This is a genomic window from Xanthomonas campestris pv. campestris str. ATCC 33913 (assembly GCF_000007145.1).
Classification (GTDB): Bacteria; Pseudomonadota; Gammaproteobacteria; order Xanthomonadales; family Xanthomonadaceae; genus Xanthomonas; species Xanthomonas campestris.
Window position 1 is genome coordinate 33,449 of sequence record NC_003902.1, and the last position, 26,338, is coordinate 59,786.

20 protein-coding genes, 1 other RNA gene and 1 pseudogene are annotated in these 26,338 nt (G+C 65.5%); 10 read left to right on the forward strand and 12 right to left on the reverse strand.

The genetic code is table 11. From position 1 onward, the window contains the following. Nucleotides 1–585: 585 nt before the first annotated feature. The gene (locus tag XCC_RS00145; protein WP_011035286.1) at nucleotides 586–1,650 is read right to left on the reverse strand and encodes a glycoside hydrolase family 5 protein; all 1,065 of its coding nucleotides are present in this window, start codon (nucleotides 1,648–1,650) and stop codon (nucleotides 586–588) included. Between the two features lie 313 nt (nucleotides 1,651–1,963). On the opposite strand from XCC_RS00145, the gene XCC_RS00150 reads away from it, so the two are divergent. Next, nucleotides 1,964–3,022 carry an NAD(P)-dependent alcohol dehydrogenase gene (locus XCC_RS00150; RefSeq protein ID WP_011035287.1) on the forward strand — a complete coding sequence of 353 codons (1,059 nt, stop codon included), beginning with the start codon at nucleotides 1,964–1,966 and terminating at the stop codon, nucleotides 3,020–3,022. Between the two features lie 243 nt (nucleotides 3,023–3,265). Here the strand turns inward: XCC_RS00150 and XCC_RS00155 are convergent, their stop codons facing one another. From XCC_RS00155 to XCC_RS00175, 5 genes are all read right to left on the reverse strand, one after another. Continuing rightward, the gene (locus XCC_RS00155) at nucleotides 3,266–3,877 is read right to left on the reverse strand and encodes a S1 family peptidase (protein ID WP_080506171.1); all 612 of its coding nucleotides are present in this window, start codon (nucleotides 3,875–3,877) and stop codon (nucleotides 3,266–3,268) included. A gap of 125 nt (nucleotides 3,878–4,002) precedes the next feature. Further along, nucleotides 4,003–4,509: a hypothetical protein gene (locus XCC_RS00160; protein ID WP_011035288.1), complete on the reverse strand. Its 507-nt coding sequence runs from the start codon at nucleotides 4,507–4,509 to the stop codon at nucleotides 4,003–4,005. A 44-nt stretch (nucleotides 4,510–4,553) separates the two neighbouring features. After that, on the reverse strand, nucleotides 4,554–6,035 hold the full coding sequence (locus XCC_RS00165) for an FAD-dependent oxidoreductase (RefSeq protein ID WP_011035289.1): 1,482 nt from the start codon (nucleotides 6,033–6,035) through the stop codon (nucleotides 4,554–4,556). Between the two features lie 121 nt (nucleotides 6,036–6,156). Beyond that, nucleotides 6,157–10,629, reverse strand: coding sequence for a glutamate synthase large subunit (gene gltB / locus XCC_RS00170; protein WP_011035290.1), 4,473 nt, complete (start codon nucleotides 10,627–10,629; stop codon nucleotides 6,157–6,159). A gap of 202 nt (nucleotides 10,630–10,831) precedes the next feature. Further along, nucleotides 10,832–11,212 carry an I78 family peptidase inhibitor gene (locus XCC_RS00175; RefSeq protein ID WP_012436878.1) on the reverse strand — a complete coding sequence of 127 codons (381 nt, stop codon included), beginning with the start codon at nucleotides 11,210–11,212 and terminating at the stop codon, nucleotides 10,832–10,834. An 80-nt stretch (nucleotides 11,213–11,292) separates the two neighbouring features. Between XCC_RS00175 and XCC_RS00180 the strand changes: the two genes are divergently transcribed. After that, nucleotides 11,293–12,624 (forward strand): DNA topoisomerase IB, encoded by a 1,332-nt coding sequence (locus tag XCC_RS00180; protein ID WP_012436879.1) that lies wholly within the window; start codon nucleotides 11,293–11,295, stop codon nucleotides 12,622–12,624. 115 nt (nucleotides 12,625–12,739) lie between these two features. On the opposite strand, the gene XCC_RS00185 is transcribed toward XCC_RS00180, so the two are convergent. Next, the gene (locus XCC_RS00185) at nucleotides 12,740–13,318 is read right to left on the reverse strand and encodes a class I SAM-dependent methyltransferase (protein WP_011035293.1); all 579 of its coding nucleotides are present in this window, start codon (nucleotides 13,316–13,318) and stop codon (nucleotides 12,740–12,742) included. Between the two features lie 924 nt (nucleotides 13,319–14,242). Beyond that, a complete protein-coding gene (locus XCC_RS00190) occupies nucleotides 14,243–14,587 on the reverse strand; it encodes a hypothetical protein (protein ID WP_012436881.1) in 345 nt (114 codons plus the stop codon). A 539-nt stretch (nucleotides 14,588–15,126) separates the two neighbouring features. On the opposite strand from XCC_RS00190, the gene XCC_RS00195 reads away from it, so the two are divergent. Beyond that, the gene (locus XCC_RS00195) at nucleotides 15,127–16,017 is read left to right on the forward strand and encodes a pirin family protein (RefSeq protein ID WP_012436882.1); all 891 of its coding nucleotides are present in this window, start codon (nucleotides 15,127–15,129) and stop codon (nucleotides 16,015–16,017) included. A 324-nt stretch (nucleotides 16,018–16,341) separates the two neighbouring features. Next, nucleotides 16,342–16,955, forward strand: a pseudogene (locus XCC_RS22710) (FMN-dependent NADH-azoreductase). A gap of 344 nt (nucleotides 16,956–17,299) precedes the next feature. Here the strand turns inward: XCC_RS22710 and XCC_RS00205 are convergent. From XCC_RS00205 to XCC_RS00215, 3 genes are all read right to left on the reverse strand, one after another. Next, entirely contained in the window at nucleotides 17,300–18,193 is an 894-nt protein-coding gene (locus XCC_RS00205) for a LysR family transcriptional regulator (RefSeq protein WP_016944881.1), read from the reverse strand. 299 nt (nucleotides 18,194–18,492) lie between these two features. Then, complete coding sequence (locus XCC_RS00210) at nucleotides 18,493–18,798, reverse strand: antibiotic biosynthesis monooxygenase family protein (protein ID WP_011035299.1); 306 nt, start codon at nucleotides 18,796–18,798, stop codon at nucleotides 18,493–18,495. Further along, nucleotides 18,795–19,472 (reverse strand): type 1 glutamine amidotransferase domain-containing protein, encoded by a 678-nt coding sequence (locus tag XCC_RS00215; RefSeq protein WP_011035300.1) that lies wholly within the window; start codon nucleotides 19,470–19,472, stop codon nucleotides 18,795–18,797. The genes XCC_RS00210 and XCC_RS00215 overlap by 4 nt, the downstream gene beginning before the upstream one ends. Before the next feature lie 134 nt (nucleotides 19,473–19,606). Here XCC_RS00215 and XCC_RS00220 point away from each other — a divergent pair, with 134 nt between their 5' ends. Then, on the forward strand, nucleotides 19,607–20,497 hold the full coding sequence (locus XCC_RS00220; RefSeq protein WP_011035301.1) for a LysR family transcriptional regulator: 891 nt from the start codon (nucleotides 19,607–19,609) through the stop codon (nucleotides 20,495–20,497). Nucleotides 20,498–20,534: 37 nt separating this feature from the next. Here XCC_RS00220 and XCC_RS00225 read toward each other — a convergent pair whose 3' ends face one another. Next, nucleotides 20,535–20,936 carry a hypothetical protein gene (locus tag XCC_RS00225; RefSeq protein WP_016944882.1) on the reverse strand — a complete coding sequence of 134 codons (402 nt, stop codon included), beginning with the start codon at nucleotides 20,934–20,936 and terminating at the stop codon, nucleotides 20,535–20,537. Between the two features lie 428 nt (nucleotides 20,937–21,364). Here XCC_RS00225 and XCC_RS00230 point away from each other — a divergent pair, with 428 nt between their 5' ends. From XCC_RS00230 to XCC_RS00250, 5 genes are all read left to right on the forward strand, one after another. Further along, the gene (locus XCC_RS00230; protein ID WP_011035303.1) at nucleotides 21,365–21,751 is read left to right on the forward strand and encodes a BlaI/MecI/CopY family transcriptional regulator; all 387 of its coding nucleotides are present in this window, start codon (nucleotides 21,365–21,367) and stop codon (nucleotides 21,749–21,751) included. Nucleotides 21,752–21,754: 3 nt separating this feature from the next. Then, complete coding sequence (locus XCC_RS00235) at nucleotides 21,755–23,467, forward strand: M56 family metallopeptidase (RefSeq protein ID WP_011035304.1); 1,713 nt, start codon at nucleotides 21,755–21,757, stop codon at nucleotides 23,465–23,467. A gap of 841 nt (nucleotides 23,468–24,308) precedes the next feature. After that, a complete protein-coding gene (locus XCC_RS00240; RefSeq protein ID WP_029217089.1) occupies nucleotides 24,309–24,845 on the forward strand; it encodes a hypothetical protein in 537 nt (178 codons plus the stop codon). A 61-nt stretch (nucleotides 24,846–24,906) separates the two neighbouring features. Further along, a non-coding RNA gene (locus tag XCC_RS00245) (sX9 sRNA) lies at nucleotides 24,907–24,983 on the forward strand. A gap of 103 nt (nucleotides 24,984–25,086) precedes the next feature. Then, nucleotides 25,087–26,217, forward strand: coding sequence for a saccharopine dehydrogenase NADP-binding domain-containing protein (locus tag XCC_RS00250; protein WP_011035306.1), 1,131 nt, complete (start codon nucleotides 25,087–25,089; stop codon nucleotides 26,215–26,217). Nucleotides 26,218–26,338: the final 121 nt, after the last annotated feature.

Sequence of the window (26,338 nt, forward strand, 5' to 3'; positions counted from 1 at the left end):
CATGCCGCGCGACGCGGCCAACAGCGCATCTGTCTCTACCCTAGGCGCAACGGCACGCTGAAACTACAGATGCGAGGTATCACTCTTCCAAGCTGTGCGGTGTTTCGCAGTGGCGGCAGGATCTGGTCGACGCATCCGCGACAGAGGCACGTTTTCATGCCCATGTATGGAAGCGTGTGCGCAGCTTGAAACGGCGCGCGTGGCGCGTCGGCCAAGAGACCTGTGGCGAAAAAACTGCCTGGCTAAAAACACGGCATGCGGTGATCACTGCATGCACGGGCAGCCACACCGCAACGACCGCGGTGCGCCCGCGTGATCACGGTTGCCTATGTGGCTGCGAGCCGATGCACGCGCACGTGGCAGTTCCACCTACACGCCGCACAAACGGCGTGCCAGGTGACAGACACCGCCAACGTCGCGCGTGCGGCGCTCGCATTCGGCTGCGCTAAAGCGGCCAGGAAGCAGAGACGCAGACGCCAGGCAGGCGCGAGCGTGGAGGTGCATCGGTATGGACTGAGTGTCCACGCCAACGGCTCCGCGCATGCGCCTGCCTGGCGTTTGCTCGCTACATGGTGCTTGGGGCGCTTACTTGCCGGCGCGACGCGCGTGCTCGCTCAGGATCGACATCTGCGGCTTCTCGCTGCCGTCCTTGCCCGGCTGCACATTGAACGGGTAGTCCGGCTTCCACCACGCGCCGGCCGCCCACCAGGTCCAGCCCAGCCACACGTCGCTGTTCTTTTCCATGTAGCTCAGCATGCCTTTCAGCGCGTCGTTGCAGACCGCATTGTTGGCCGTGCCGAACTCGCCCAGGAAGCCTTTCTGCTTGTTCTCGCGCAGCCAGTCGGTAAAGCCGCGCAACTTGTCTGCGCCCACCGTGGCACTGGTGCATTCGGGCTTGGTGCCGCTGTAGTCGCCGTCCAGGTATTGATGCGCTTCGAAGGCCAGATTGTTGCCGGGGTCCTTGAGAATCTGCAGGGCCTTGGCATTGGAGACGCCGTAGCTGGTGCTGCGCCAGCTGTGCGCGCCGGTGTAGGCCGTGCCAGGCACCAGAATCAAATTGTTCGCGCCGGTCTTGCGGATGGTGTTGATCGCCGCTTGTGCGGCCGCGGCCCAGTCGGTGGAGGAGATGCCATTGGGCTCGTTCATCAGCCCGAAGATCACCTGCTTGTCGTCCTTGAACTCCAGCGCCAGGCGGCGCCACAGATCGGCCAGTGCTGCAGGCGGCACCTCGTCGGTGCCGATGCGCTTTCCGTTGTACTTGGCGTAGTTGTGCAGGTCCAGGATCAGGAACTGCTTGTTGGCCTTGGCGGCGGCCACGGATTTTTTGATCAACGCCAGTTGCGCCGCATCCAGCTCGCCATTGAGGGTTGGCTGCAGGCGCTCCCACAGAAACGGCAAGCGAATGGTGTTCATGCCCTTGCTGGCGAAATAGCTGAAATCCGCCGCCGCCGGGTAGGTGTAGTCCTTGTAGAGCGTGCCGGGCTTCTTGCGCGAGTTGAACTCGGCGCCGGAGATGTTGACGCCCACGTACTTCAATCCGCCGCGGGCGTTGTCTGCCTCCTTGGCATGCGCCAACGGCAACGTGGCGAGCAGGGCCAGCGCCAGTGCGGCAGCGTGGGTGCGGGTGGAGCGGGGGAGAGATGGGAACATGGGGGAGCCTCCTTCGGCAGTCGACGTAGGCGGCCGCAGGGGGAGGGCACGGCCAGCGAGGATGGTGCAGCGCCACACCATCGATGGTCAGCCTAGGGGCCTCGGCGTTAGCGCGCCATTCACGCGGGCAACGCTGATTTGATGATGCGCGAACGTCCAAAGCGCCATGCTGGCGCCACGGTCGAGTTCGCAAGCCGACTGGCAAGACGCACTGTCGCAGGAGTGCGACGGAGCGGTGTCCTAAGCTAACGCACCTACTTTTTTGCTGTCTGCGCCCTGCGCGGGCGGCGTTTCCGTCCCCTGGAGTATTCCCATGAGCAAAGCCCACGCCTACGCCGCCCAAACCGCCGACCAGCCGCTGGCGCCGTTCGTCTTCGAACGTCGCGCGCCCGGTCCCGACGATGTGCAGATCGACATCGCCTACTGCGGTGTGTGCCACTCGGACCTGCACACCGCACGCAACGAATGGCACAACACGGTGTATCCCTCGGTGCCGGGCCACGAGATCGTGGGCCGCGTCACTGCCGTCGGCAGCGCCGTGACCAACTTCAAGGTCGGTGACCTGGCCGGTGTGGGTTGCATGGTCGACAGCTGCCGCAGCTGCGCCTCCTGCCAGGAAGGCGAGGAGCAATATTGCGAACAGGGCTTCACCGGCACCTACAACGGCCCGATGTTTGGCGGCGGCGAGAACACCTATGGCGGGTACTCCGACCATATCGTGGTGGACCAGAAGTACGTGCTGCACATTTCCCACAGCGACAACCTGGCCGCCGTGGCCCCGTTGTTGTGCGCGGGCATCACCACCTATTCGCCACTGGCGCATTGGAAGGTTGGCCCCGGGCAGAAGGTGGGCGTGGTCGGCCTGGGTGGCCTGGGCCACATGGCGGTGAAGATCGCCAAGGCCATGGGCGCCACCGTGGTGCTGTTCACCACCTCCGAAAGCAAGCGCGCCGATGCGCTGCGCCTGGGCGCCAGTGAAGTGGTCATTTCCAAGGACGAGGCGCAGATGGCCGCGCAGTACAACACCCTGGATTTCATCCTCAACACCGTGGCCGCGCCGCACAACCTGGACCCGTTCCTCAATGCGCTCAAGCGCGACGGCGCGATGGTGCTGGTGGGCGTGCCCGAACATTCGCATCCGTCACCGGCGGTGTTCAACCTGGTAATGAAGCGCCGCACGCTGGCCGGTTCGTTGATCGGCGGCATCCGCCAGACCCAGGAAATGCTCGATTTCTGCGCCAAGCACAACATCGTCTCCGACATCGAAACCATCCGCGCCGACCAGATCAACGAGGCCTACGAGCGCATGCTCAAGGGCGACGTGAAGTACCGCTTCGTAATTGATATGGACACGCTGGCCAAGGCGGCCTGATCGCTGTTGTAGCAGGTGTAATGCCACCGCTTGCGTCGCTTATGACGCAGGCGTTGGTCAACGGTGGTCAGTTGACCTAGGGCTGAAGGAATATCTATCTACGCCGCAGTTTACTTGCAGTTTGGCACAATCTCGCGATTAGGCAATTAATGCTTGAATAGCTAGCTACTAGATCGTTCTTAAGTCGCTCATAGTTTAAGGCGACGAAAAATACTTGCAGCTCTGCGAAGGAACTCACCGAAATCAATTAGCCGGCAAGTTTGTCTTGAATGAGCTTCTAGATTTCCTATAAGTCGCAATGATACTTAAGATGTACTTAGATCCATACGCAATTAAGAATCCAGTGTTGTAAGGCACTGTCATTCCTGTAGGTTCACCGTTCTCATCAATAACATTCTCATATTCAACGCGAAACTTGGAGACGACACCCGCGACGCGAACTTCTTCGGGCTTGCCAGCAGGGTAAAAGAATAGTGGGCCTCCAGAAAATCCTTCGTTGTTAATGGCATCTATGTGGAGAATTTGCGGGTCATCGAGCTGGTATGAAGAAACGGTACCTTTCTTCGCATACGGACATGGCATGCCACCCATTAAATTCCCAACGTTTCCCCACATCTTGTATGGAAATCCAAGGAAGTATATATCTTGCCCCCAAGCAAGGCCCGCAATGGTTGGCGTTACAGGATAGCCAGCCGGACTGAGGCGTTGCGGTAACCTAAGGACTGAAATGTCTATTTCGCCCCTGCCATGTCCAACGACCTGAGCATTTAAGCTCTGCCACTTCTCGTCATGGAAGACCAGAATTTGAAATTCTTGATGCTCCTGACTAAGGAGGTGGCGCGCAGTACCAGAAATTCTTCTCCATCAATTTCTAAAGTAAAAGCAGTGCCATATGCCTCCGCTTTGATGAAAAATGTACGTAGTAGGATGTTAGAGACAACCATATAGCCGAGAGCCTCAAGTAAGTCATCGAGCAAAGATTAGTAATTAAATGGACTGTTCGGCAGCGACAGTAGCCATACCAGATGAGACTGCCTTAGAGAGGTATGGTTTTGGCGAATCATGCCCCTTAGATATGCGAGACGCATATGGCCCTCTATCAGTTGATTTGAACGCATCGTTGCGCCTTTTGGATGCATCAAGCCTGATGAGTTTGCAGCAACTATAATTGGGACGGGCGACGTGCCGTTGGTCAGCATATATGTCGCCAGCCAAGTACTTCTGCGAATCTGGTCCCGGAAGAGTTCGTCTCCCCAGTAATCGAGGGTTTCTAGCCACTCGTCGAAGTGGCCAATGTGCATGATTTCTGCATTGGTTAGGTTAGCTTGCGCAAAGACGAGCTGATCGATTGACCTATTCAGCCAATCGCGCTCGAACTCCTGCCAATGCCGGTGGACCCAGCTTTCGACGACATTGTGGAAAATTACTGAGCTGTTTCGGCCATCGAGCGTAGTAATCGTCGAACGACTCAGCGCCAGAGTCACCATACCCTTTGACGGTAGGGGCGATCATATCTTTGGTTAGCGAACGCTCACGCCGCAGCCGGCTCCTTGACCTGCGCTTTGACACCCAGCAGCTGCACGATGCTGCCGGCCGCATCGCGGCCTTCGGCCACGGCGGTGACCACCAGGTCGGCGCCGCGCACGCAGTCGCCACCGGCGAACAGGCGGGGGTTGCTGGTCTGGTAGGGCAGGCGGCCGTTGCCCTCGGCCGGGGCGACGATGCGACCGTTGCTGCCGGCCTCCACGCCTTGCGAGGACAGCCACTCCGGCACCGTCGGCGAGAAGCCGAACGCGATGATCACCACGTCCGCTTCCAGCAACGATTCGCTGCCTTCCACCGGCACCGCGTTGCGGCGGCCGCTGGCGTCGGGCTCGCCGAGTTTGGTTTCCACCACGGTCACGCCGATGGCTTCGTCGTCGGCGCCGGACTCGATCGACAGCGGCTGGCGGTTGAACAGGAAGCGCACGCCTTCTTCGCGCGCGTTGGCCACTTCGCGCGCCGAGCCCGGCATGCTGGATTCGTCGCGGCGGTAGGCACAGGTGACTTTGGCCGCGCCCAGGCGGATGGCGCTGCGCACGCAGTCCATGCCGGTGTCGCCGCCGCCCAGCACCACCACGCGCTTGCCGTTGAGGTCGGGCAGGGCGATCTGGTCTTCCCAGCCGGCGATCGGCCGGCCGTGCGGGTCGTTGCCGCTGACGATGCGGCTGTTCTGCACCAGGAAGGGCAACGCTGGCAAAACGTTCTTCAGGTCCTGGCCGTCCAGCCCGCCGTCGGTGTAGCGGTACGCGCCGGTGCCCAGGAACACGGCGTCGTATTCGCCGAGCAACTGTTCGATGCTGACGTCCTTGCCGATCTCCACGCCCAGGCGGAACTGCACGCCCATGCCTTCCAGGATCTCGCGGCGCTTGCCGATCACCGACTTGTCCAGCTTGAAGCTAGGAATGCCGAACTGCAGCAGCCCGCCGATCTGTTCGTAGCGGTCGTAGACCACCGCTTCGATGCCGGCGCGCACCAGGCGGTCCGCGCAGGACAGGCCTGCCGGGCCGGCGCCGACCACGGCCACGCGGTGGCCGCTGGGTTGCACGTTGCCCAGGTCCGGGCGCCAGCCCATGCTGAAGGCGGTATCGACGATGTACTTTTCCACCGCGCCGATGGTGACCGCGCCGAATTCTTCCAGCGTGCAGCTGCCTTCGCACAGACGGTCCTGCGGACACACGCGCCCGCACACTTCCGGCAGCGGGTTGGTGGAATGGCACAGCGCGGCGGCCTCGATGATGCGATCTTCCTGCACCAGCTGCAGCCACTGCGGAATGGCGTTGTGCACCGGGCACTTCCAGCTGCAGTACGGGTTGCCGCAATCCAGACAGCGGCCGGACTGGTACTGCGCGTCGGCCTTGTCGAACTTGCCGTACAACTCGCCCCAGTCACCGGACGTACGCAGCTCCACCGGGATGCGCGTGGGCATGGTCCGCGGCAGGTCAAGGAATTGGAAGGCTTGCTTGCGGCTCATAGGGGCTGGGAATCGGGAATGGGGAATGGGGAATCGGAACAGCGGGTCGCGACGAACGGGAAGAAGGGCGGGGAACCAGTTTTACAATTCCCGAGTCCCTATTCCCGATTCCCGGCGGCGGCTACGCCGCTCGCCTGAGCGACTCGGTCAACGACTCAATGCTGGCGGCCTTGGGTTTGACCAGCCAGAACTTGCCGATGTAGTCGCGGAACTCGTCGAGGATCTGTTGCGCCCAGATGCTGCCGGTCAGCTCGCGGTGGCGGCTGATCAGTGTGTGCAGGTGCTGGCGATGGTTTTCGAAACCTTCGGCGGAGACGCGGTGGATGTCGATCAACTCGTGGTTGTAGCGGTCCACGAAGTCGCGTTCGATATCCAGCACATAGGCCAGGCCGCCAGTGAAGCCGGCGCCGAAGTTCAGGCCCACCTTGCCCAGCACCAGCACCACGCCGTCGGTCATGTATTCGCAGCAGTGATCGCCGGCGCCTTCCACCACCGCCAGTGCGCCTGAATTACGCACCGCAAAGCGCTCGCCCGCGCGGCCGGCTGCGAACAGCTCGCCGCCGGTGGCGCCATACAGGCAGGTGTTGCCCACGATCGGGGTGTTGCGCGCTTCAAAGCGTGCGCCGCGTGGTGGGCGCACCACCAGCCGGCCGCCGGCCATGCCCTTGCCGACGTAGTCGTTGGCTTCGCCTTCCAGCTCCAGCTGCAGGCCACCGGCGTTGAACGCGCCAAAGCTTTGCCCAGCGGTGCCGCGGAAGCGCAGGTTCAACGGCGCATCGCTCATGCCGTGGTTGCCGTGCGCCCGCGCAATGGTGCCGGACAGGCGCGCGCCGATCGAACGGTCGGTGTTGTGGATCAGGAAGCGGTGGTCGCCGCCGGTCTTGTTGGCGATCGCATCGGCGAGCAGGCCGTCCATCTGCGTGGCCAGGCTGTCCGGCGATTCGTACAGGCGCTGGGCCGCGCAATGGCTGCCGTCGTACTGCGCATGGGTGAGCAGGCGTGACAGATCGACCTTGACGCCCGGACGCGGCGAGACCTCGAGCTGTTCCAGCAGATCGGTGCGGCCAACGATCTCGTCCAGCGAACGCACGCCCAGGTACGACAACCACTGGCGCACTTCTTCGGCCAGCAGGCGGAAGAAATGCTCCACGCGTTCGGGCAGGCCGGTGAAGTAGTTCGCGCGCAGGCGCTCGTCCTGCGTGGCCACGCCGGTGGCGCAGTTGTTGAGGTGGCAGATGCGCAGGTACTTGCAGCCCAGCACGATCATCGGCGCGGTGCCGAAGCCGAAGCTGTCGGCGCCCAGCAACGCGGCCTTGACCACGTCCAGGCCGGTCTTCAGGCCGCCGTCGGTCTGCAGGATGGTGCGATCGCGCAGGTCGTTGGCCACCAGCGCCTGGTGCGACTCGGCGACGCCCAGCTCCCACGGCACGCCCGCATAGCGGATCGAGCTGACCGGGCTGGCGCCGGTGCCGCCGTCATGGCCGGACACGGTGATCAGATCGGCGCCGGCCTTGACCACGCCGGCGGCAATCGTGCCGACGCCGGCATGCGCCACCAGCTTCACCGACACCAGTGCGGTCGGGTTGACCTGCTTGAGGTCATAGATCAGCTGGGCCAGGTCTTCGATCGAATAGATGTCGTGATGCGGCGGCGGGCTGATCAGGCCGATGCCGGGCTTGGCGTAGCGCAGCCGGGCGATCAGTTCGTTGACCTTGTGGCCGGGCAGCTGGCCGCCTTCGCCGGGCTTGGCGCCCTGGGCGACCTTGATCTGCAGCACCTCGGCGTTGACCAGATATTCCGGGGTCACGCCGAAACGGCCGGAGGCCACCTGCTTGATCTTGGAGCGCTTCTCGGTGCCGTAGCGGGCCGGGTCTTCGCCGCCTTCGCCGGAATTGCTGCGCCCGCCCAGGCGGTTCATCGCAATGGCGAGTGCTTCGTGCGCTTCCGGCGACAACGCGCCCAGGCTGATCGCGGCGGTGTCGAAACGGCGCAGCACATCGGCGGCCGGGGCGACTTCGTCCAGCGGGGTTGGCGTGTCGGCGCGCTTGAGCTGCACCAGATCGCGCAGCGTGGAGGCCGGGCGCGAATGCACCGCATCTACATACTTCTGCCAATCGCTGGCATCGCCGGTGCGGGTGGCGCGCTGCAGCGTCATGACCACGTCCGGGTTGTACATGTGGTATTCGCCGCCGTGCACATACTTGAGCAGGCCGCCCACTTCCGGCTTGAGCTGGTCGTTCCAGGCGCGTGCGGTGAGCTCGCGTGCTTCGGTGTCCAGCCGCGACAGGCTTACCCCGCCGATGCGCGCCGGCGTTTCGGTAAAGCACAGCTCCACCACGTCCGGGTCCAGCCCGACGATCTCGAACAACTGCGCGCCGCGGTAGCTGGCGATGGTGCAGATGCCCATCTTGGAGATGATCTTGGACAGGCCCTTGTAGATGCCCTTGCGGTAACGGCGGCCGATCTGCGACTGCTCGCCGCCCTTGCTCAGTTGCAGGATGCCGCGGCGGCCCAGGTCGAACAGGGTCTGGTAGGCCAGGTACGGGTACACCGCGGTGGCGCCGAAGCCGAGCAGGCACGCCATGTGGTGCGGGTCGCGCGCGGTACCGGTTTCGATGATCAGGTTGACGTCGCAGCGCAGGCCCACCTTGCACAGGTGGTGATGCACCGCGCCGGTGGCCAGCAACGCATGCGCCATCGGGCGGTCCGGCACCGGGTAACGGTCGGACAGCAGCAGCATCACCGCGCCATCGCGGGCGGCGGCTTCCACTTCCTGGCAGATGCGTTCCAGGCCGGCCTTGAGGCCTTCTTCGACGCTGTAGGACAGGTCGATCAGGCGATTACGCGCAACGTACTGCTCCATCTTCAGCAGCTGGCGCAGCTTGCGCTGGCTGAGCACCGGCGAATTCAGGATGACGTGGTTCACCGTTTCCGCGCCGGCATGGAAGATGTTGGTCTCCTTGCCGAGCTGGGTGGTGAGCGACATCGCGATGCCTTCGCGCAGCGGGTCGATCGGCGGGTTGGTGACCTGCGCGAACGCCTGGCGGAAGTAGTCGTACAGCGGCCGGGTCTGGCGGCTGAGCACCGCCATCGGGGTGTCGTCGCCCATCGAGCCGGTGGCTTCCTGCTCGGTCTCGGCCAGCGGGCGCAGGATCTGCTCCACTTCCTCGGTGCTGAGCTGGAACAGCTTGTGGTAGCTGCGCAGGGTCTGCTCGCTGAAGGGTTCTTCCACCAGCGACGGGTCGATCAACTCGGTCTGCAGGTAGGTCACGCCCTGCTGCAGCCATTGCTTGTAGGGCGCACGCGCACGGTTGATGCGGTCGATGGCATCGGAATCGAGCAGGTCGCCGCGCTTCAGATCGATCGCCATCATCTCGCCCGGGCCCAGCTTGCCCTTGCGGGTGATGCGCTCGGCCGGCAATTCCCACACGCCGGCCTCGGAAGCCACCAGGAAATGGCGGTCGGAGGTCAGCATCCAGCGCGCCGGGCGCAGGCCGTTGCGGTCGAGCATGCAGGCCGCGTAGCGGCTGTCGCAGGCCACGATGCCGGCCGGGCCGTCCCACGGCTCGGTGTTGAGGCCGTAGAACTCGTAGAACGCGGCCAGATCGGCGTCCTTGAACTCCAGCGACTGGGTCGCCGGCGGCACCAGGATGCGCAGCGCCTGCAGCAGGTCCATGCCACCGGCGATCAGCAGCTCCAGCATGTTGTCCAGGCTCTGCGAATCGGAGCCATGCATGGAGATCACCGGGTCGAATTCGGCGATGTCAAAGCGCGGCGTCTGCCACACCTTGCTACGCGCCTGCGCCCAGCGCCGGTTGCCTTCGATGGTGTTGATCTCGCCGTTGTGGGCGAGCAGGCGGAACGGATGCGCCAGCGGCCAGCGCGGCAGCGTATTGGTGGAAAAACGTTGGTGAAACACAATCGCGCTGGATGATAGATCGCTGCGCTGCAGGTCCGGGTAGAACGTGCTCAGCTTGTCCGGCAGCACCATGCCCTTGTAGCTGATGCCATTGGGCGACAGCGTGGTGACGTAGAAGTTGTCCACCTCGCGCAAGGCCTGCTCGGCGCGGCGGCGCGCCAGAAACAGCGCCAGGGTGAAGCCGTCTTCGGTCTGCTCGACGCCGGCATCGACAAACACTTGCTCGATGCGCGGCAGGGTGTCGCGGGCCAGCTGGCCGCACACGCTGTCATCGGTGGGCACCACGCGCCAGCCGCGGAACTGCACGCCGGCAATCTGCAGCTGGGTTTCCAGCTCGCTGCGACAGCGCGCCGCATCGGCCTCGTCCAGCGGCAGGAACACCACGCCGGCCGCATAGCGCGTGCCTAGCGTGATGCCGGCATCGCGGGCCAGCCCGCGCAGGAAAGCGTCGGGTTTGCGGATCAGCAGGCCGCAGCCGTCGCCGGTGAGCCCGTCGGCGGCCACGCCGCCACGGTGGGTCATGCGCGACAGCGCAGCGATCGCGGTATCGACCAGCGAACGGGAAGGCTGGTCGTCCAACTGCGCGACCATGCCAAAACCACAGGCGTCGCGTTCGTCGCGCGCGCTGTTGTAGAGACCGTAGTCGTCGAGCCCTTGGCGAGTGCGGGGGGCCATGTCTGCCTCTTTGCGATCCGGGAAAAACGGCGACGACGTTGCACCGCTCGACCATGGAGCGGTGCAGGAGATCACCGGATCATCGACTAAAACACAGTTGATGCGGTGCCGCAATACACCGTTACAGCTGCAACGAGAGCGGCCTGAATCCCTTGTGCCAGCAGGCTTGGCGCCCGATGGGAGCGCCAGGCCTGCTGGGTGCTCAGCCGCAGCGGACCGAGGTGATCATGTTCTTGGCGTCCACTTCCAGATTGAGCCGTTCGCCGTTGAACTCCATCGTGGTCATCTGGCCGGGTTTGAGCACACGCACCGCCTTGGCACCGGCGTCGTTGCGGGCTTGTTCGCTCACGGTTTCGGTCAAGGGCTGACCCACCAGCGATTGCACCTGGGTGGCATCGCAGGTGCCGATGGGCGGTGCGTCCGGTGCGGCAGCCGGTGCCGGGGCGGAGGCCTGTTCGGCGGCTTGCTGCGCCTTGGCGGAGACGGCTTCCTGCTCGTCCGGTTGCGGCTTGTTACAGGCGCTGAGTGCGGCCAGCACAACCAGCGTGCAGGCCAGGCGGGCGGTAGGCAGGACAAACCTCATCGATGACTCCAGCACAGGGGGATGGCCCAAGCATAAGCACAAACGCCGCCGCAGGCATTGCTTGCGCACGCTGCGTTGCCATGACGTTGACGCGGCCTAGTCCGGCCCGGCCCAACAATCGGCGCCAGCCTTCCGATGTGTGCGCCATGAAAGCCAACCGTGTTATTCGCAATGCCGCCGTCGCTGCCAGCACCGCGGGCAAGCTGGCCACCGTCGCCACCACTGCGGTGGCCGCCACCGCCGCCGTCACCACCGCTGCTGCGGTGGCCCAGGCCAAGGCCACCGCGCGTGCGGCCGGCCTGATCTATGTCAACGACCAGCAGCCCGGGATCAGCCGCCGCAAGGCTGGCAAAAACTTCAGCTACCGGGACGCGGACGGGCAGCGGGTGACCGATGCCGACACCTTGCAGCGGATCCGCGCGCTGGCCATTCCGCCGGCGTATACCGAGGTGTGGATCTGCGCCAAGCCCAACGGCCATCTGCAGGCCACCGGCCGCGATGCACGCCGGCGCAAGCAGTACCGCTACCACGCCGATTGGGCGCAGGTGCGGGGCGAAGGCAAGTTCGAGCGTGTGATCGCCTTCGGCGAAGCACTGCCGAAGTTGCGCCGCCGGCTGCGCCGCGATCTGCTGCTGCCGGGCTTCCCGCGTGAAAAAGTACTGGCCATCGTGGTGGCGTTGCTGGCTGACACGCTGGTGCGTGTGGGCAATGCCGAATACTCGCGCAGCAATCGCTCCTACGGGCTGACCACGCTGCGCAACCGGCACATGGAATTTCTGAAAGGCGGCCGCGCGCGGCTCAAGTTCCGCGGTAAGAGTGGCCAAGAACATGAGATCGAAGTCGACGACAAGCACCTGGTCAAACTGATCCGCGAATGCCAGCAGCTGCCGGGGCAGTCGCTGTTTCAGTACAAGGATGATGACGGCCAGCTGCAGCCGGTGGATTCGGGCGAGGTCAACGACTATCTGCGCGAGGCGATGGGCGAGGACTTCACCGCAAAGGACTTCCGCACCTGGGGCGGCACGCTGGCGGCGTTGCAGCGCCTGGCGCGGCTGCCCGTGCCCGAGCGCAGCAGCGAGCGGGCACTCAAGCAGGTGCAGAACGATGTCATTCGCGAGGTGGCCGATGCACTGGGCAACACGCCGTCGGTCTGCCGCAAAGCCTACATCGACCCTTGCGTGTTCGAAGGCTGGCGCGCTGGCGAGTTGCAGACCCTGGCCACCGGTGTGCGCGGCGAACGGCAATGGGAAGCGGCCACGCTGCGGTTCTTGAGCGCCTCGCGCGCCAAGGTGCGCAAGGTGGTGAAAGCGGCGAAGTCCTCGGCCACATCGGTCAAGCCAGCCAAGCGTGCGAGCAAGTGTGCCATCAAGCGGCCGACCACCACGAAGGCTGGAGCACGCAAGGCAGCGTGATGCGGCGCGTGTCCTGGCGTGGTGCCGAGGCGATGGCGGTGTGCATTGCTTCGGGTGCCTTGTGCGTTTGTCGCGCGACCTGTTGTGCGCGCGGTGCGTGACCGGATTGCGCGAATCAGCAGGCGTACGAACGGCGCTGCAGGCGGTAGGTAGTCGCCGGCGGCAGGTTGCGATACGTGCGCCCGATTTTGACGGCCTCCAGATCGAGCTGGTCGAGAATGCAGTCGGGCACCGAGCACTTCAATCCGTAGGTAAACAGATACATGCGGCCATCATCCTTGAGATGCAGGAAGGCACCGCGCACGATCGCCGCCACCTGGTGCATGGGCATGGTCAGCAAGCCCAGGCCGCAGATCACCGCATCCACGCGCCCGCCGTCGATGCGCGGCAGTGCTTCCAGGCCGGTCACATCCATCTGCAGCAGGTTGGCACGGGGAAACCGCTGTTTGAGCAATGCGGAAAACGCCGCGTTGTACTCCAGCAGCACCAGATTGTTTTCCTGCACACCCCTGTCGAGCATCGCTTCGGTGAACACACCGGTGCCGGGGCCGAGTTCGAGCACCCGCTCGGTGGTATGCGAGAGCTCGGAGGTGATCACCGCGGCCAGCGCGCGCCCGGATGGAAGGATCGCCGCAACCGATGCGGGCGCAGTGATCCATTCGCGAAAAAATGAAGTCCTGTACGAACGCGCCATCAATCCTCACACCGGTTGCAGAGTCTGGCTCAGGCACCTGCCGCCTACCTTGTGGATGCAGTGTGCCAGCACGCCGCGCAAGGCATCCACGCAAGGATGAGTCCGCCGGCAGTCTGTCGCGGGCGGTGGGATGTTTTCAACCGTTTGTGGCTGGGCGGGTGTTCGCGGTGGTGCGTGCGTTCAGTGCGCGCGCGATGTCTTTGTGGAGTAGCAACGTCGCGAAATGCATCCGCGCATTGGTCACGGCGCTGCACTGTGCGCGGTTGCTGACAGGGCTTCAGAGCGAGCGGCAACGGGCACTGCGGGGCGATGCGAACGCTCGGTCATGCAAGGATGTGCAGTGTGGATGGCAGCAGAAGACAGCTGCTGCCAACTAGACGACAGCTCAGCCGGCGACGTCGCACGGTCGCATGTGCATGTGCGTAGGCATTGTGTGGCGTTGCATACCGGCGCGATGCGTTAGCGACCGGCAACGGTCGGGACCATCGGAAAGGGTCGGGTGGCTGCCGGAGACACCGGGAAGAGCCAAGCGGCTGCCACAACGGCTCGCAGCCAGACCTTGCTCATGTTGGGCGACACGCCGTCTTGCGCGCATGCGGATGCCACTGCTTGCCGATGCCGCAGCCCAGCCTTGCTGGCGCTGCGCCAATTTTCGCCTGTCGGATCGTGTGGCACAGCGTTGCTGTGCGCGACGGTCGTTTGGAGAGCACTTCAACGTATCGGCATCAGGCGAACTGCAGGGCCGCAACCTGCGCGCATCGGCGTGGCTTCAACGCAATTCGGACCGATGCGCCATGCGTATGGTCCGCGCGTTGTGCCGCATGGCTTTATCCAATGCCATCGGCGCCCAGCAGACGTATGCGAATGCGCCGCGCTGGCGAGACGCCAGGCGGCGATGGCGCGCCGAAGCGCGTGCGGGCCTGCTCAGCCGCAATAGATGGCGGTGATGTTGTCGTTCGGGCCGGTCTCGATGGTGAGGTGATCGCCGCCGGTTTCGCTTGCGCCCTGGGCCGGGTCGGCCAGGCCGCTGGCGGTGGTGCCGCCGGTGCTGCGCTCGCCACGGCGCACGCTGACCTGCAGGCTGTCGCTATCCACGCGGGCGCGTTCCACGGTCTGCGCCGCGGCGGCCAGACCCACGGCGCCGCGTACTTTGTCGGTATGGCACTGGCCGGAGATCACGCCATCGATCGGCTGCACCTGCGCAACCTGGTTGGTGCTGCACGCCGACAGCAGCAGGACGGCGGCAAGCGGGGCGAGGGTGCGGACCATGGCGATCTCCAGCGGGAAGAATGGCCGCAAGCGTGAAGGCCGCGCTGTGGGGATTGGATGAAGACGCCGGTGCTTGCGACGCGTGTAGCGAACCGTTGAGCAGATGTCGCGCGCTGGTTGGGGCATCGGGTTCGCATGTGCTGCTGTCACAGCCAGTTGGAGGAGCGTGCCGCGATCAGTAGTCAGCGGTCAGCACGATCAAGCCTCCTTTGCAACGCGGAAGGACGCATATACGTTGCCGCTGTCCGCTCCAGTTGGTGCGAGGCGGCCATCAGCTATCAGCAGCCAGCGTCACGAAGGCCCTACCGTACTGCAACAGATGCCTACGCTATGTGCTGCGCAGCAGGCAATGACGCAACGCGCGCTGCGATCTAGGCGGCTCAGAGCCAAGCCGGCTGGCCACTGCCAGCAACCAGTCGATTACTTCGAATAGTGGACGACTTCACTCCAAATCTTCCGTCTAGTCGATCAATGCGGCGGCGCCTAGTCTTTCCCTCACCGGAGCAGACCGCTCCACCAACACCCCAAGGGGAACCGACATGAACGCACAACTGGCCTCCTTCCACGCCGATCCGCCGTCGCAGGGCGCGCCGACCGTGCCGTCCGCCGCCCGGCCGCGCCCGGTGGTGTTCCGTACCAGTGGCACCCGTCGCGGCCCGATCACCCGGCTGATGAGCCCGGGCGACCTGGGCCAGCTGGTCAAGCCGTTCGTGTTCCTGGACCTGTTCACCGTCAAGCCGACGGTTGGCGGGGCGCCGATGGGCATGCATCCGCATTCGGGTATCGCCACGCTGACCTACCTGATGGAGGGCGAGGTGGGCTACGAAGACAGCACCGGCAAGCACGGCACCCTGCCCACCGGCGGAGTGGAGTGGATGCGCGCCGGCAACGGCGTCTGGCACGACGGCATGCCGGTGGGCGGCGCGTCGGCGGTGGGTTTCCAGCTCTGGGTGGCGCTGCCGGCCGCCGAGGAGAACGCCCCGGCGCAAAGCCTGTATCTGTCGCCCGAGCAGGTGCCCAGCGTGGGCCCGGCGCGGGTGTTGCTGGGGCGCTATGGCCAGGCGCAGAGCCTGATCCCGGCACCGGCCGACATGACCTACCTCCGCGTGCAGCTGGCCGACGGCGAGCGTTGGCGCTACGTGCCGCCGGCCGGCCACGACGTGGCCTGGATCGCGGTGCACGGTGGGCAGCTGGAGGCGGCCGAAACCATCGCCAGCGGGCACATGGCGGTGTTCAAGGACGGCGAGCAGGCGATCGAGGTGACTGCGGTTGGCCCGACCACCTTCGTGCTCGGCTCGGCGGTCAAGCATCCGCACGATCTGGTGATGGGCCATTACTCGGTGCACACCAACGCGGCCAGCCTGGCCCAGGGCGAAGCGGAGATCCGCCGCATCGGCGCGCAGCTGCGCAGCCAGGGGCGCCTGGGTTGAGCAACGCGATCGGCGGCATGCGTGCCGCCGATCACTGCGCTGCACCCAGGACGGAGCAGCGCAACGCGCTGATGCCATTGCCCGCAGGAATTGCGCCACGCCACGCATCTCAGCCGTGCGCTGCAGTGCAGATGCGTCTTCGCACGATGTAGCCACGGCCTGACGCGCTGCAGCTTGCGCTGTTCTCCGCTTTCAACAGGGCGCTGTGACCACCACCCGTGTGCACAGCGCTCCATGACTCACCGCCAGACCACCGCAGCAACGCCTTCGGGCGTTGCCGCACCCCGCGCATCACTTTCCATCACTTCCATCAGAGACATCACCATGAAACTGCTCCATCTCGATTCCAGCATCCTGGGCGACTATTCCGCCAGCCGCCAACTCACCGCCAGCATCGTGGCCAAGTTGCAGGCCGCCGATCCGGCGCTGCAGTACACCTACCGCGACCTGGCGGCCAACCCGATCGGCCACCTGTCCGGCGCACATCTGGCGGCCGCGCAAAACCCACCGGCGACCAGACGCCGGAGCTGGCCAACGACCTGGCGCTAGGCGTGCAGGTGCTGCAGGAATTCCTGGATGCCGACACGGTGGTGATCGGCGTGGCGCTGTACAACTTCACCATCTCCACCCAGCTCAAGGCATGGATCGACCGCGTGCTGGTGGCCGGCAAGACCTTCCGCTACACCGCCGAAGGCGCGCTCGAAGGGCTGGCCGGCAACAAGCGGGTGATCCTGGCGGTGGCGCGCGGTGGCCGCTATGGCGAAGGCTCGCCGACGGCGGCACTGGAGCATGCGGAAACCTACATGCGCGCCGCGCTGGGATTCGTTGGTCTGCATCAACCGGAAGTGGTGGTTGCCGAAGGCCTGGCCCTGGGCCCGGAGGCACGCGCCGCCGGCATGGCCGCTGCGCAGGCGCAGATCGACGCCTTGCCGGTGTGATCCGGTGCTGGCGGTTGCATGCCGCTCGCAGCAACCGGTTGGCGCGGTGAGGTATCGCTGCGCCGACGTGATCTTCAAGCAGACACATCGAGCGATTGCATCGCTCGACGTGTGTTGTGGAAAGCGGTACAGACACCACTTGCGTACGCCTTGGCGCAGCGATCAACACGATTGCGCAGCCACCAGGCGGGCGTGGCTGGCGCTTGGAATCTGCAAGTACCCGTACACCCAGGTTCCCTGCGCGCGTCTGACGGTTGCGCGCTACGTTTTGTTAGCTGCACTTAGTCGCAAAACGCGCGCAGGAAATCATCGATCATCTACTCAACCAATGCCCGCGCACCGCGCTACATCGCATTCAAGCGCGCGCTGACCGCCTCGATAAACGCCGTCACCGCGCGCGGCTGATGCCGCCGGCTGGGATACAGCGCATGCACGCCCTGGCCATTGCGCTGGAAATCCGGCAACACCGTGACCAGGCGGCCTTCGGCCACATCCGGCCAGGTCAGTGCCTGCGGCAACAAGGCGATTCCCAGCCCGGCCACGGCCGCCAAGCGTAGCGCGCGCGCTGTATTTGCGGCAAAACGGGTGGGCACCTGCACTGTCTCGGCAAGCCCGGACGGACCTACCAGCGTCCAGCTGACGTGCCCGCTGGGATGCGGAATGCCCAGGCAATCGTGCTGCGGCAGCTCATCCAGGCGCAGCGGCCTGCCACGTGCCTGCAGATAACCTGGGCTCGCCACCAGCACATCGCGGTTGTCGGCCAGGATCGGCCGCCCCACGTAACTGGAGTCGGCCAGGATGCCGGCGCGAAATGCCACGTCGATGCGCTCGGCAATCAGATCCGCGCGCGCATCGCTGAGCAAGAATTCCAGGCGCACGCGCGGATGCGCGGCCAGGAAGTCGGCCACCCATTCGACCCGGAAGAAATCCAGGAAATCCGCCGGCGCTGCCACCCGCACCAGGCCAGCGACCTCCTCGCCACCGGCCACCAGCGATTGCCCGGCATCGGTCAGCCCGTCCACCGCATCGCCGCAACGTTCGTAAAACGCCTGCCCGGCATCGGTCAGGGTGAGCTTGCGGGTGGAGCGCTGCATCAGCCGCGTATCCAGCTGCGCTTCGAGCTGCTGCACGCGCCGGCTCACGCTATTGGGCGCGGTGCCCAGCCGGCGCGCGGCCTCGGCAAAACTGCCGCTACGCACGACCTGCACATACAGCGCAATGTCATTGAGGTCGATCACGGCAGGCACACCTTTGTCGGTCTGCGGTGAGTTTAAGCGCGCCGGGGATCAGGTGTTGTGCGTCGGACGGCAGGCGCTGATCAGGCCCGACGCGTCCCTGCATGGATGCGGTTGAACCGGTGTGCAGGCAAGCAAACAGCCAATTACGCGTAAGTGCCAACGTCGAGCACGGAGCGCGCAATGCCGAGTAGGAGCGCATTTGCGCGCGATGAAGCCTTCTCGGGAACGCCCCCTCGCGCGCAAGCGCGCTCCTACAAAAGCCACGGGCCATCGTCCCTGACAGCCCGCATGACAACGGCTCAGTCGAGCGTCTCCAGCAGATCCACCTGCCGGCTGCTCAGCAGCGGCACGATGCGTTCGACCACCAGGCTGCTGTAGTGCGTGCTGCTGCGGTGCGCTTCGATGGCAGCGCTGTCGCGGTAGCGTTCGATCAGCACGATGCACTCCAGTGCTTGCGGTGCATGCAGCACCTCGTATCCGAGGCAGCCGGGTTCCTGCAGCGACTGCCGCTGCAGCTCTGGCAGCAGCGCCAGCACTATGGCGCGCGCGCTGGCAGGCACGCTCCAGCGCGCCACCACCACGATGGGGCGGGCCGGCGCGCTCATGCCTGCACCTGCAGTGCGGCCACCAGTGCGTGCGCAAGCGGGCCGGCAGAGGCGGGGTTCTGGCCGGTGATCAGCGTGCCGTCCACCACCACATGCGGCTGCCAGTCTGCGCCGGCAACGTACAGCGCACCTTCCTCGCGCAAGGCGGATTCAAGGTCGAACGGCACATCGGCGCGCGCGTAGCCGTCCTCCTCGGCGGTGGAAAAACCGGTGACGCGACGGCCCTGGACCAAAGCGGTGCCATCGTCCAGCGTGATGCCCAGCAGCGCGGACGGGCCGTGGCAGACAGCGGCGACCAGCATGTCGGCCTCCCACGCCTGCTTGATCAACGCCTGCACATCGCGGTTCCCGCTGACATCCACCATCGGGCCCAGCCCGCCGGGCACGAACACGGCGTCGTAATCGCGCACGTCCACTTCCGACAACTTGCGGCTATGCGCCATGCGGCCGAAAGCCCTGCTGTGGCGAAACGCCAGCTGCGCCGCATCAGACGCGTCGTAGCCATCCTCCGGTGCCGCGCCACCGGCAGGCGAGGCGAATTCGATCGCGATGCCAGCCTGCTCCAGCACCTCGACCGGGTGCGCCACTTCCGGGAAGAAGTAGCCGGTGGGGCGCTGATGGGGACCGATCTGGCCGGCGTTTGTCAGTACGAACAAGACATGCTTGATGTGCATTGCGCTCTCCTTGAGGGTGGTTGAGTCCGGCAGCAGCCGGTGGAGAGACGATAGAAGGCGTGCAGTGCTGGCAGTAGACAGCGAGCGGCTGACAGATTGTAAAATTCAATAAGACAAATGCACTTGAGGCTGCCATGGCTCTGCTGGACGAACTGCGCGCCATGGCGATCTTCGCCACGGTGGTCCGCTGTGGCAGTTTCGCCGCGGCCGCGCGCGAACTTGCGCTGACCCGCGCAGTGGTCAGCCATCACGTGGGCGCGTTGGAAGCGCGCCTGGGCGTGCCGTTGGCGTACCGCAGTACGCGCAGCTTCAGCCTGACCCCGGCGGGCGAGGCGTTTCGCGTGCATTGCGAGCGCTTGCTCGACGAAGCCTCGGACGGCTTGCGCGGCATGGAGCTGTTGCGCGCCGAACCGCAGGGCGAAGTGCGGCTCACCTGCTCGCACCATTTCGGCAACAAACGCATCCTGCCCGCGCTGCTGGCCTTTCGCCGCCGCTACCCGGCGATCCGCCTGCACATCGCGATGGGCGATGCCAACGTGGATCTGGTGCAGCAGGGCGTGGATCTGGCGGTGCGTGCCGGCCCGCTGCCGGATTCCACGCTGTACGCGCGGCCATTGGTGCGTGAAGCCACCTTGCTGTGCGCGTCACCGGCGTATGTAAAGCGCTACGGCATGCCCACCACGGCCGCTGCGCTCAAAGAGCATCGCTGGGTGATCTACCCGCCCAGTCAGCGGCAGACGCAGATTCAGATCGACGGCGAACGCATCGACATCCCGGTGCAGGGCGACATCGTCACCGACAGTGCGGTGTCACGGCTGGCCTTCGTGCTTGCCGGCGAAGGCATCGCGCGCCTGCCCGGCTACGATGCCGCCGCCCCGCTGGCCGCAGGCGAACTGGTGCAGGTGCTGCCGCAGGCACAGACCGCACCGCTGGAGATCTACCTGGTGCATTCGAAAAAGATCGGCCCCAGCGCCCGATTGCTGCGCGACTTTCTGCTGGAGGTGGCGCGCGAGGGTGGCTGGTAGTGGCTAGCGGAAAAAACGCCGTGCGCCAAGGAGCCCGCTAGCGGGCGTGCATGTCCCACAGCTGCATGAGTTGCGTAATGGCCGCATCCATCGCCTTGAAGGTTTTGCCGTCCCTGGCGAGCGTGGATAGCCCGAGCATGAAGCTGTCGAACACGCACGTCAGCGCGGCCGCGTCGAGACCCGCTGCTAGGCTTCCATTGGCGATGGCGCGGTCCACGCACGCGCGGATGCCGGCGCGTGTGTGCGCACGCGAGCGCGTCAGCGGGGCAGAGAGCGCGGAGAACTCCGGCGACGGCGTGCTCATGACGCCAAGCGTCACCATGCAGCCCTTGGGATGGCCGCGTTCGCACTGCATCCTGGCCGAACGGCGCAGCGCAAGCTCCACGGCCTGCTTTGGCTCAAGCGAGGTGTCCCAAAATTGAACGGTGGCAGGGAACATCCGCCGACAGCGCGGTGGTGAAGCGCTGACCTGATGACCATTTGCACGCGGGCAACGCAGCAAGCCCGCAGTGGATGTAGCAAATAGTGCCTTCCAGTTAGAGAGCCTTTGCAAAACAGGCAGGCATCGAACCCGTGGTTTCTTTCGCGCGCGCACGCTGCAGGGCATCTTTGACTCGCGCGTGACTTGTACTCGCCCATCCAGCCGTATTGGCCGAGGCTAGCGGAACTTAAGACCGTAGCAGTCGTTTTGCACTGCCACTGAGCAGTCGTTGCGCCACTCACGCCCGCAGGCTCGCGCACAGCAACGCCGGTCGACCTTGCTGTCACCTCCTGCCCAAGCCCACCAACGGCACCCTGCCATCCGACCTATTGACTACACCTGTCGTCAGGCCTAGCGTAGCGACAACTGTAGTCAGGGAGTCGGACATGCGCGGCAAGACCATCGGGGACCAGGAACTGGCCCTGCTGCAACACATCGAAGAACAACGGCACGCCAGCGTCGGCGAAGTGGCGGCTGCGTTCGGTGAGCCGCGCGGGCTGGCGCGCTCCACCGTGCTGACCATGATGGAGCGCCTGCGCGCCAAGGGCTTCCTGCGCCGCAAACAGGCCGGTGGCATGTACCGCTACAGCGCCACCGCCGGCCAGGACGACGTGGTGCGCGGTGCGGTGGGGCAGTTCGTGGAGAAGACCTTGCAGGGCTCGGTCTCGCCTTTCGTGGCGTGGATGTCGCAGCGCGCCGAGGTCAGCGATACCGAACTGGCCGAACTCGAAGCCCTGGTTGCCAAGCTGCAATCGCAGCGCAAGGAGGATTGAGCCATGTCGCCTCTGATCGAATCGCTGTTATGGAAACTCGGCGCCACCAGCGTGCAGACCGCGGTGCTGACACTGGCGGTGTGGGGGCTGTGTCGCGGGGTGAAGCGCTTGCCGGCCGCCACGCAGACCTGGCTGTGGTGGCTGGTGGGCGTGCAGGCCGTGGTGGGCCTGTTGTGGAGCAGCCCGGTGCAGCTGCCGGTGCTGCCAGCGCATCACCTGACCACTGCGCTGGGTTCGGCCGACAGCCTGGCCCCGATGGCAAACGCCGCCGCGGCATCCACGGCCGCACATGCCAGCGCCACCGCGCAGGCGATGCAGGTCGGCGTCTGGCCCACCGTTGCGATGGCATTGCTGGCGCTGTGGGCGGCGGGCGTGCTGGTGCTGGCTGCCGGCACGGCGCGCGCCTATCTGCGCAGCCGTGCACTGGTGCGTGCGGCCGAGCCCTGCACCGACCACGCCTTGGTGCAGGCGTTGCAGATGGCCTCCGAAGCGCATGGCTTATCGCGCCCGCCGGCCCTGCGGTTGTCATCGCAGATCGATTCGCCGCAGTTGATCGGCCCGTGGCAACCGGTGTTGCTGTTGCCTGCTGCACGTCTGCCGCACATGGCCGATGACGATCTGGACATGGCGCTGACCCACGAGTTGATCCATCTGCGCCGTGGCGATCTGTGGTGGGGCTTGTTACCGGCATTGGCGCAGCACCTGTTCTTCTTCCACCCGCTGGTGCATCTGGCCGCGTGCGAATATGGCATCGCCCGCGAAGCCGCTTGCGATGCTGCCGTGGTCGCCGGGCACCGCCATTGCCGCCACGAGTACGGCCGCTTGTTGCTGCAACTGGGTGTGGCGCCGCGCCCACGCGGTGGCGTGGCGAGCGCGTCGCCCTCGTTTATCAGTTTGAAGCGCAGGCTGTCGATGTTGCAGGACACCCGCGCGTTTCCACGGCTGGCCGCCGCGATGATTTTGGCCGCAGTAGCGGTGTGCGGTGTGCTGCCGCTGCGTCTTGTGGCCAAGCCGGTACCGGTGACGTCTCCGCGCATGCAGCCGGTTGTGGTCACTGCCCCGGCAGCAGCACGCGCTGCACGCGCACAGGTCAACCCTGCAGACGCTGCAGCACCGATGACCGCGTTGCCTGCACCGGCGCTGCCGGCTGCGCCGGCGGAAGCGGCCGCCCCTGCCACGCACGGTGTCATCGCCGATGTGCTGGGTGCCGAGCCGCTGCATGACGCGGATGCGGACCCAGCGGACAGCGGCTGGAATCTCGACCTGGACCGCATCCGCCGCGATGCCACCCGTGGCGCGCAAGCCGCGGTGCACGATGCGCTCGCTGCCAACAACCAGGACCTTGAGATGCAGCAGGAGCGGATGCAGGACGCACAGGACGCATTACAGGAAGCACGCGAACAACTGGCCTCGTTGGGCCCGGAATTGGCCCAAGCCAAACAGGACGCGCAACAGCAAGCACGCGAAGCCGAGCAACAGATTCGCGAAGTGGCACAGCAGCATCGCCAGGCGCAATACGCGTATGCCGCTGCGGTGCGCCAAGCGGCCGCGCTGTCCCGGCAGCAGGCCGAGATGGGCAAACAGGCCGCACGTCAGGCCCGCATTGAGGCTGCGCGCGGGCAGCAGCAAGCGGCGCAAGCGCAACGGGAGGCGGCGCAAGCACAGGCAGATGCCGAACAAGCGCAAGCAGAGGCCGAACAGGCGCAAAACAACTAGGAGCCATCAACGACACGACGGCGCTCACGTCAGGCCGGCGCGTCCGGTGCCCGGAGCCGGCATGGACCACGCGCAGGCTCCGGCTCTGGGCGAAGCCGCTTCTCAGCGCGCCAGCTACACCGGTCGACGGCGCTCGCACCGTCTTGCCTGCCGCTGCAGCTACCGAACAGAGAAAGCCAATCGCAGCGGATTCGCTGCAGACCGCAGGTCGCGTCGGCAACCGTCTCTAGCGGCCACGCCTGTGCAACGCGTGGCGGACAGCCCCCGATCCGCTCCCGGCCGTGCACGGCCGGCAGAGCTGCGGGAGCGGTAAGCACTGCCTGACACCAGGCACCTGCCGGCGTCGTGCGATGGCAGCGCGCCAGGCAGCACCTGCATGACACGGGCCCGCCACAGCCCGGCACTTCCCGCGTGACGACGCTGCGCAGCGTCGGCAACGCCGTGGCCGCGTGATCGCTGTTTCCTCCCCCGCCGGTGCTTTACGCAGGCGGCACCTACCGAGCTGTGACCTTCGTGGAGATCTCCCATGATCCAGACCGCTTCCCCATTGCTGTGCCTACGCACCGCGTTGCTGCTGGCCATCGCCGCACTCGCCGGCCCCTCGCTGATCGCAACCGTATCCGCATCTGAACCCTCATCTGCATCGCATCCGCTTGCGTTGGCTGTGGTGCCGGCAGCGCCCGCCATACCGGTGCCGCCAGCATCTGCGGCGTCTCCTATCGCGCCAGCAGCCATCGCGCCAACAGTGCCTTTGGCACCTGTCGCACCCACCGGGCCCAGTGCAGCAGCCCCGGCAACACCGCGTGCCAGCGCAAACGCAGCGTGCGGCAAAACCGCCGCAATCACCCAGGACGAGGGCGATGCCTATGTGTTGGTGCACGGCGAGCAGCAGGTCATGCATGGCTCACGCAGCGATCTGCAGACCGCACGTGCCTACGCCGGTAATGGCCAGCGCGTGTTGTGGTTCCGCGCCGATGGCGTGCAATACCTGGTGCGTGATCCGGCGCTGATGCATCGGCTGAGCGCGGCACACGTCCGCAGCCGGCAACTGGCCGACGCCCAGGCCACCTTGGCGGCGCGTCAGCAGGAAGTGGGCGAGCGCCAGGCCGCACTGGCCGCGCAGCTCTCTGCGCAGACCGAGCCGCGCGCGCTTCAGGCCTCGACACGCATGCCCCCGGCCGCTGCGTCCGCATCCTCGCAGCAGGGCGCAATGCCCGACGCGCTGCAGGCGTTGGTAAAGGAGCAGCGTGCATTGGCCGACAGGCAGGCCGCGTTGGCGACCAAGCAGGCCGGTGCCTCCAAGCTCGCCACACGCGAAGCGCTAAAGGTGCTGCGCGAGGCATTGGCCCGTGGTCTGGTCACACGGGTTTCCGGTTAGAGCAGCTAATAAAAAAACTGCGCTCACCGCCAGGCGGGCGCAGTCGGTGCTCGGAATCGGCATGTACCCCTCGCACACGCCGGTTCTGAGCGCGCCGCCCACACCCGCCTGACGACCGCTCGCTACGTTGTGTCAGCCGCGCCTGGTCGCACCGTCTCGCCATCGTGCGTGGGCAAGCCGGACGCGCTGGTGCCGGTCTGCTCGCCGATACTGTGCAACAGGCGCAGACGGCGAGCGGACAATGACGTACCGGGTGGTGGTGTTGGGGGGCTTCGGGCATTTCGGCGCACGCATCGTGCGGGCGCTGGCGGCAACGGCGCAACTGCAGGTGATCGCGGCGGGACGGCATCCCGGCGATGTGGCGGCCCGGTGGCCGGATGTGGCGCCCGGTCGCATCGCGTGCTGTCGCCTGGATATCGACGCAAGCGATTTTGCCGCGCAATTGGCGGCCACTGCCGCCGATGCGGTAGTGCATACCGCAGGCCCGTTCCAGGGCCAGGATTACGCCGTGGCGCACACCTGCCTGCAGGCCGGCATGCACTACATCGACCTGGCCGACGGCCGCGCGTTCGTTCGCGATTTCCCCGCGGCAATGGATGCAGTGGCAAGGCAAGCGCAGCGTGTGGCCATCAGTGGCGCCAGCACCTTGCCCGCGCTGTCGAGTGCCGTCATCGATGCCTTGCTGCCGCGTTTTTCGGCGTTGCATGGCATCCGCATGGTGATCGCGCCCGCGCAAGGCACACCGCTTGGCCTGGCCACCGTGCGTGCGGTGTTGTCGTACTGCGGCACGCCGTTCGACTGGTGGCACGACGGCCGCTGGCAAACGGTGGTGGGCTGGGCCAGACCCACGCCCGTGCAGTTCGCGCAGCTCGCGCCGCGGCTTGCGTCGCCATGCGATGTGCCCGATCACGATCTGCTGCCGCTGCGCTATCCCGGCGTGCAGAGCGTGCAGTTTCGCGCAGCGTTGGAGGTGCCATTCCTGCAGCGCTGCCTGGCCGTTGTCGCCTGGCTGCGTCATCACGGTGTGCCATTGCCGATGGCGCGCCTGGCCGAGGTGTTTGCACGTGTGGCACGCTGGTTTGATCGCTTCGGCACCGACCTGGGTGGCATGCGCGTGGAGCTGCGTGGCACAAGCCATCCCCGGACCGGCGATCCCCGGCCGCTGCAACTGCAGTGGGACCTCACCGCCCCGATGCTGCACGGCCCGGAAATCCCGTGTTTCGCCGCGATCCTGCTGGTACGCAAACTTGCCGAAGGGCAGGCGTTACCGATCGGCGCGCATGCCTGCATGGGCTTGTTGACCCTGGCCGAATTCGAGCAGGAGTTTGCAGCGTGGCAGATGGAGACCGAGGTGTCGGACGTGCGTGTCTGAGGACACGCTGTGCACGAGCGCTGCAGACGCACGAATCACCACTGTGCGCAACACCTAGCACCAGTAGGTCACAACCAACGTGCAAGCGAGTAGAGCCCCTCTCCCCACGGGAGCGGGGTGA

What these genes read in the sequence shown, in the direction of transcription:
- XCC_RS00145 (WP_011035286.1), bottom strand. Translation starts at nt 1,650, where the DNA reads ATGTTCCCATCTCTCCCCCGCTCCACCCGCACCCACGCTGCCGCACTG.
- XCC_RS00150 (WP_011035287.1), top strand. Translation starts at nt 1,964, where the DNA reads ATGAGCAAAGCCCACGCCTACGCCGCCCAAACCGCCGACCAGCCGCTG.
- XCC_RS00160 (WP_011035288.1), bottom strand. Translation starts at nt 4,509, where the DNA reads ATGGTGACTCTGGCGCTGAGTCGTTCGACGATTACTACGCTCGATGGC.
- XCC_RS00165 (WP_011035289.1), bottom strand. Translation starts at nt 6,035, where the DNA reads ATGAGCCGCAAGCAAGCCTTCCAATTCCTTGACCTGCCGCGGACCATG.
- gltB (WP_011035290.1), bottom strand. Translation starts at nt 10,629, where the DNA reads ATGGCCCCCCGCACTCGCCAAGGGCTCGACGACTACGGTCTCTACAAC.
- XCC_RS00175 (WP_012436878.1), bottom strand. Translation starts at nt 11,212, where the DNA reads ATGAGGTTTGTCCTGCCTACCGCCCGCCTGGCCTGCACGCTGGTTGTG.
- XCC_RS00180 (WP_012436879.1), top strand. Translation starts at nt 11,293, where the DNA reads ATGACGTTGACGCGGCCTAGTCCGGCCCGGCCCAACAATCGGCGCCAG.
- XCC_RS00185 (WP_011035293.1), bottom strand. Translation starts at nt 13,318, where the DNA reads ATGGCGCGTTCGTACAGGACTTCATTTTTTCGCGAATGGATCACTGCG.
- XCC_RS00190 (WP_012436881.1), bottom strand. Translation starts at nt 14,587, where the DNA reads ATGGTCCGCACCCTCGCCCCGCTTGCCGCCGTCCTGCTGCTGTCGGCG.
- XCC_RS00195 (WP_012436882.1), top strand. Translation starts at nt 15,127, where the DNA reads ATGAACGCACAACTGGCCTCCTTCCACGCCGATCCGCCGTCGCAGGGC.
- XCC_RS00210 (WP_011035299.1), bottom strand. Translation starts at nt 18,798, where the DNA reads ATGAGCGCGCCGGCCCGCCCCATCGTGGTGGTGGCGCGCTGGAGCGTG.
- XCC_RS00215 (WP_011035300.1), bottom strand. Translation starts at nt 19,472, where the DNA reads ATGCACATCAAGCATGTCTTGTTCGTACTGACAAACGCCGGCCAGATC.
- XCC_RS00220 (WP_011035301.1), top strand. Translation starts at nt 19,607, where the DNA reads ATGGCTCTGCTGGACGAACTGCGCGCCATGGCGATCTTCGCCACGGTG.
- XCC_RS00225 (WP_016944882.1), bottom strand. Translation starts at nt 20,936, where the DNA reads ATGTTCCCTGCCACCGTTCAATTTTGGGACACCTCGCTTGAGCCAAAG.
- XCC_RS00230 (WP_011035303.1), top strand. Translation starts at nt 21,365, where the DNA reads ATGCGCGGCAAGACCATCGGGGACCAGGAACTGGCCCTGCTGCAACAC.
- XCC_RS00235 (WP_011035304.1), top strand. Translation starts at nt 21,755, where the DNA reads ATGTCGCCTCTGATCGAATCGCTGTTATGGAAACTCGGCGCCACCAGC.
- XCC_RS00250 (WP_011035306.1), top strand. Translation starts at nt 25,087, where the DNA reads ATGACGTACCGGGTGGTGGTGTTGGGGGGCTTCGGGCATTTCGGCGCA.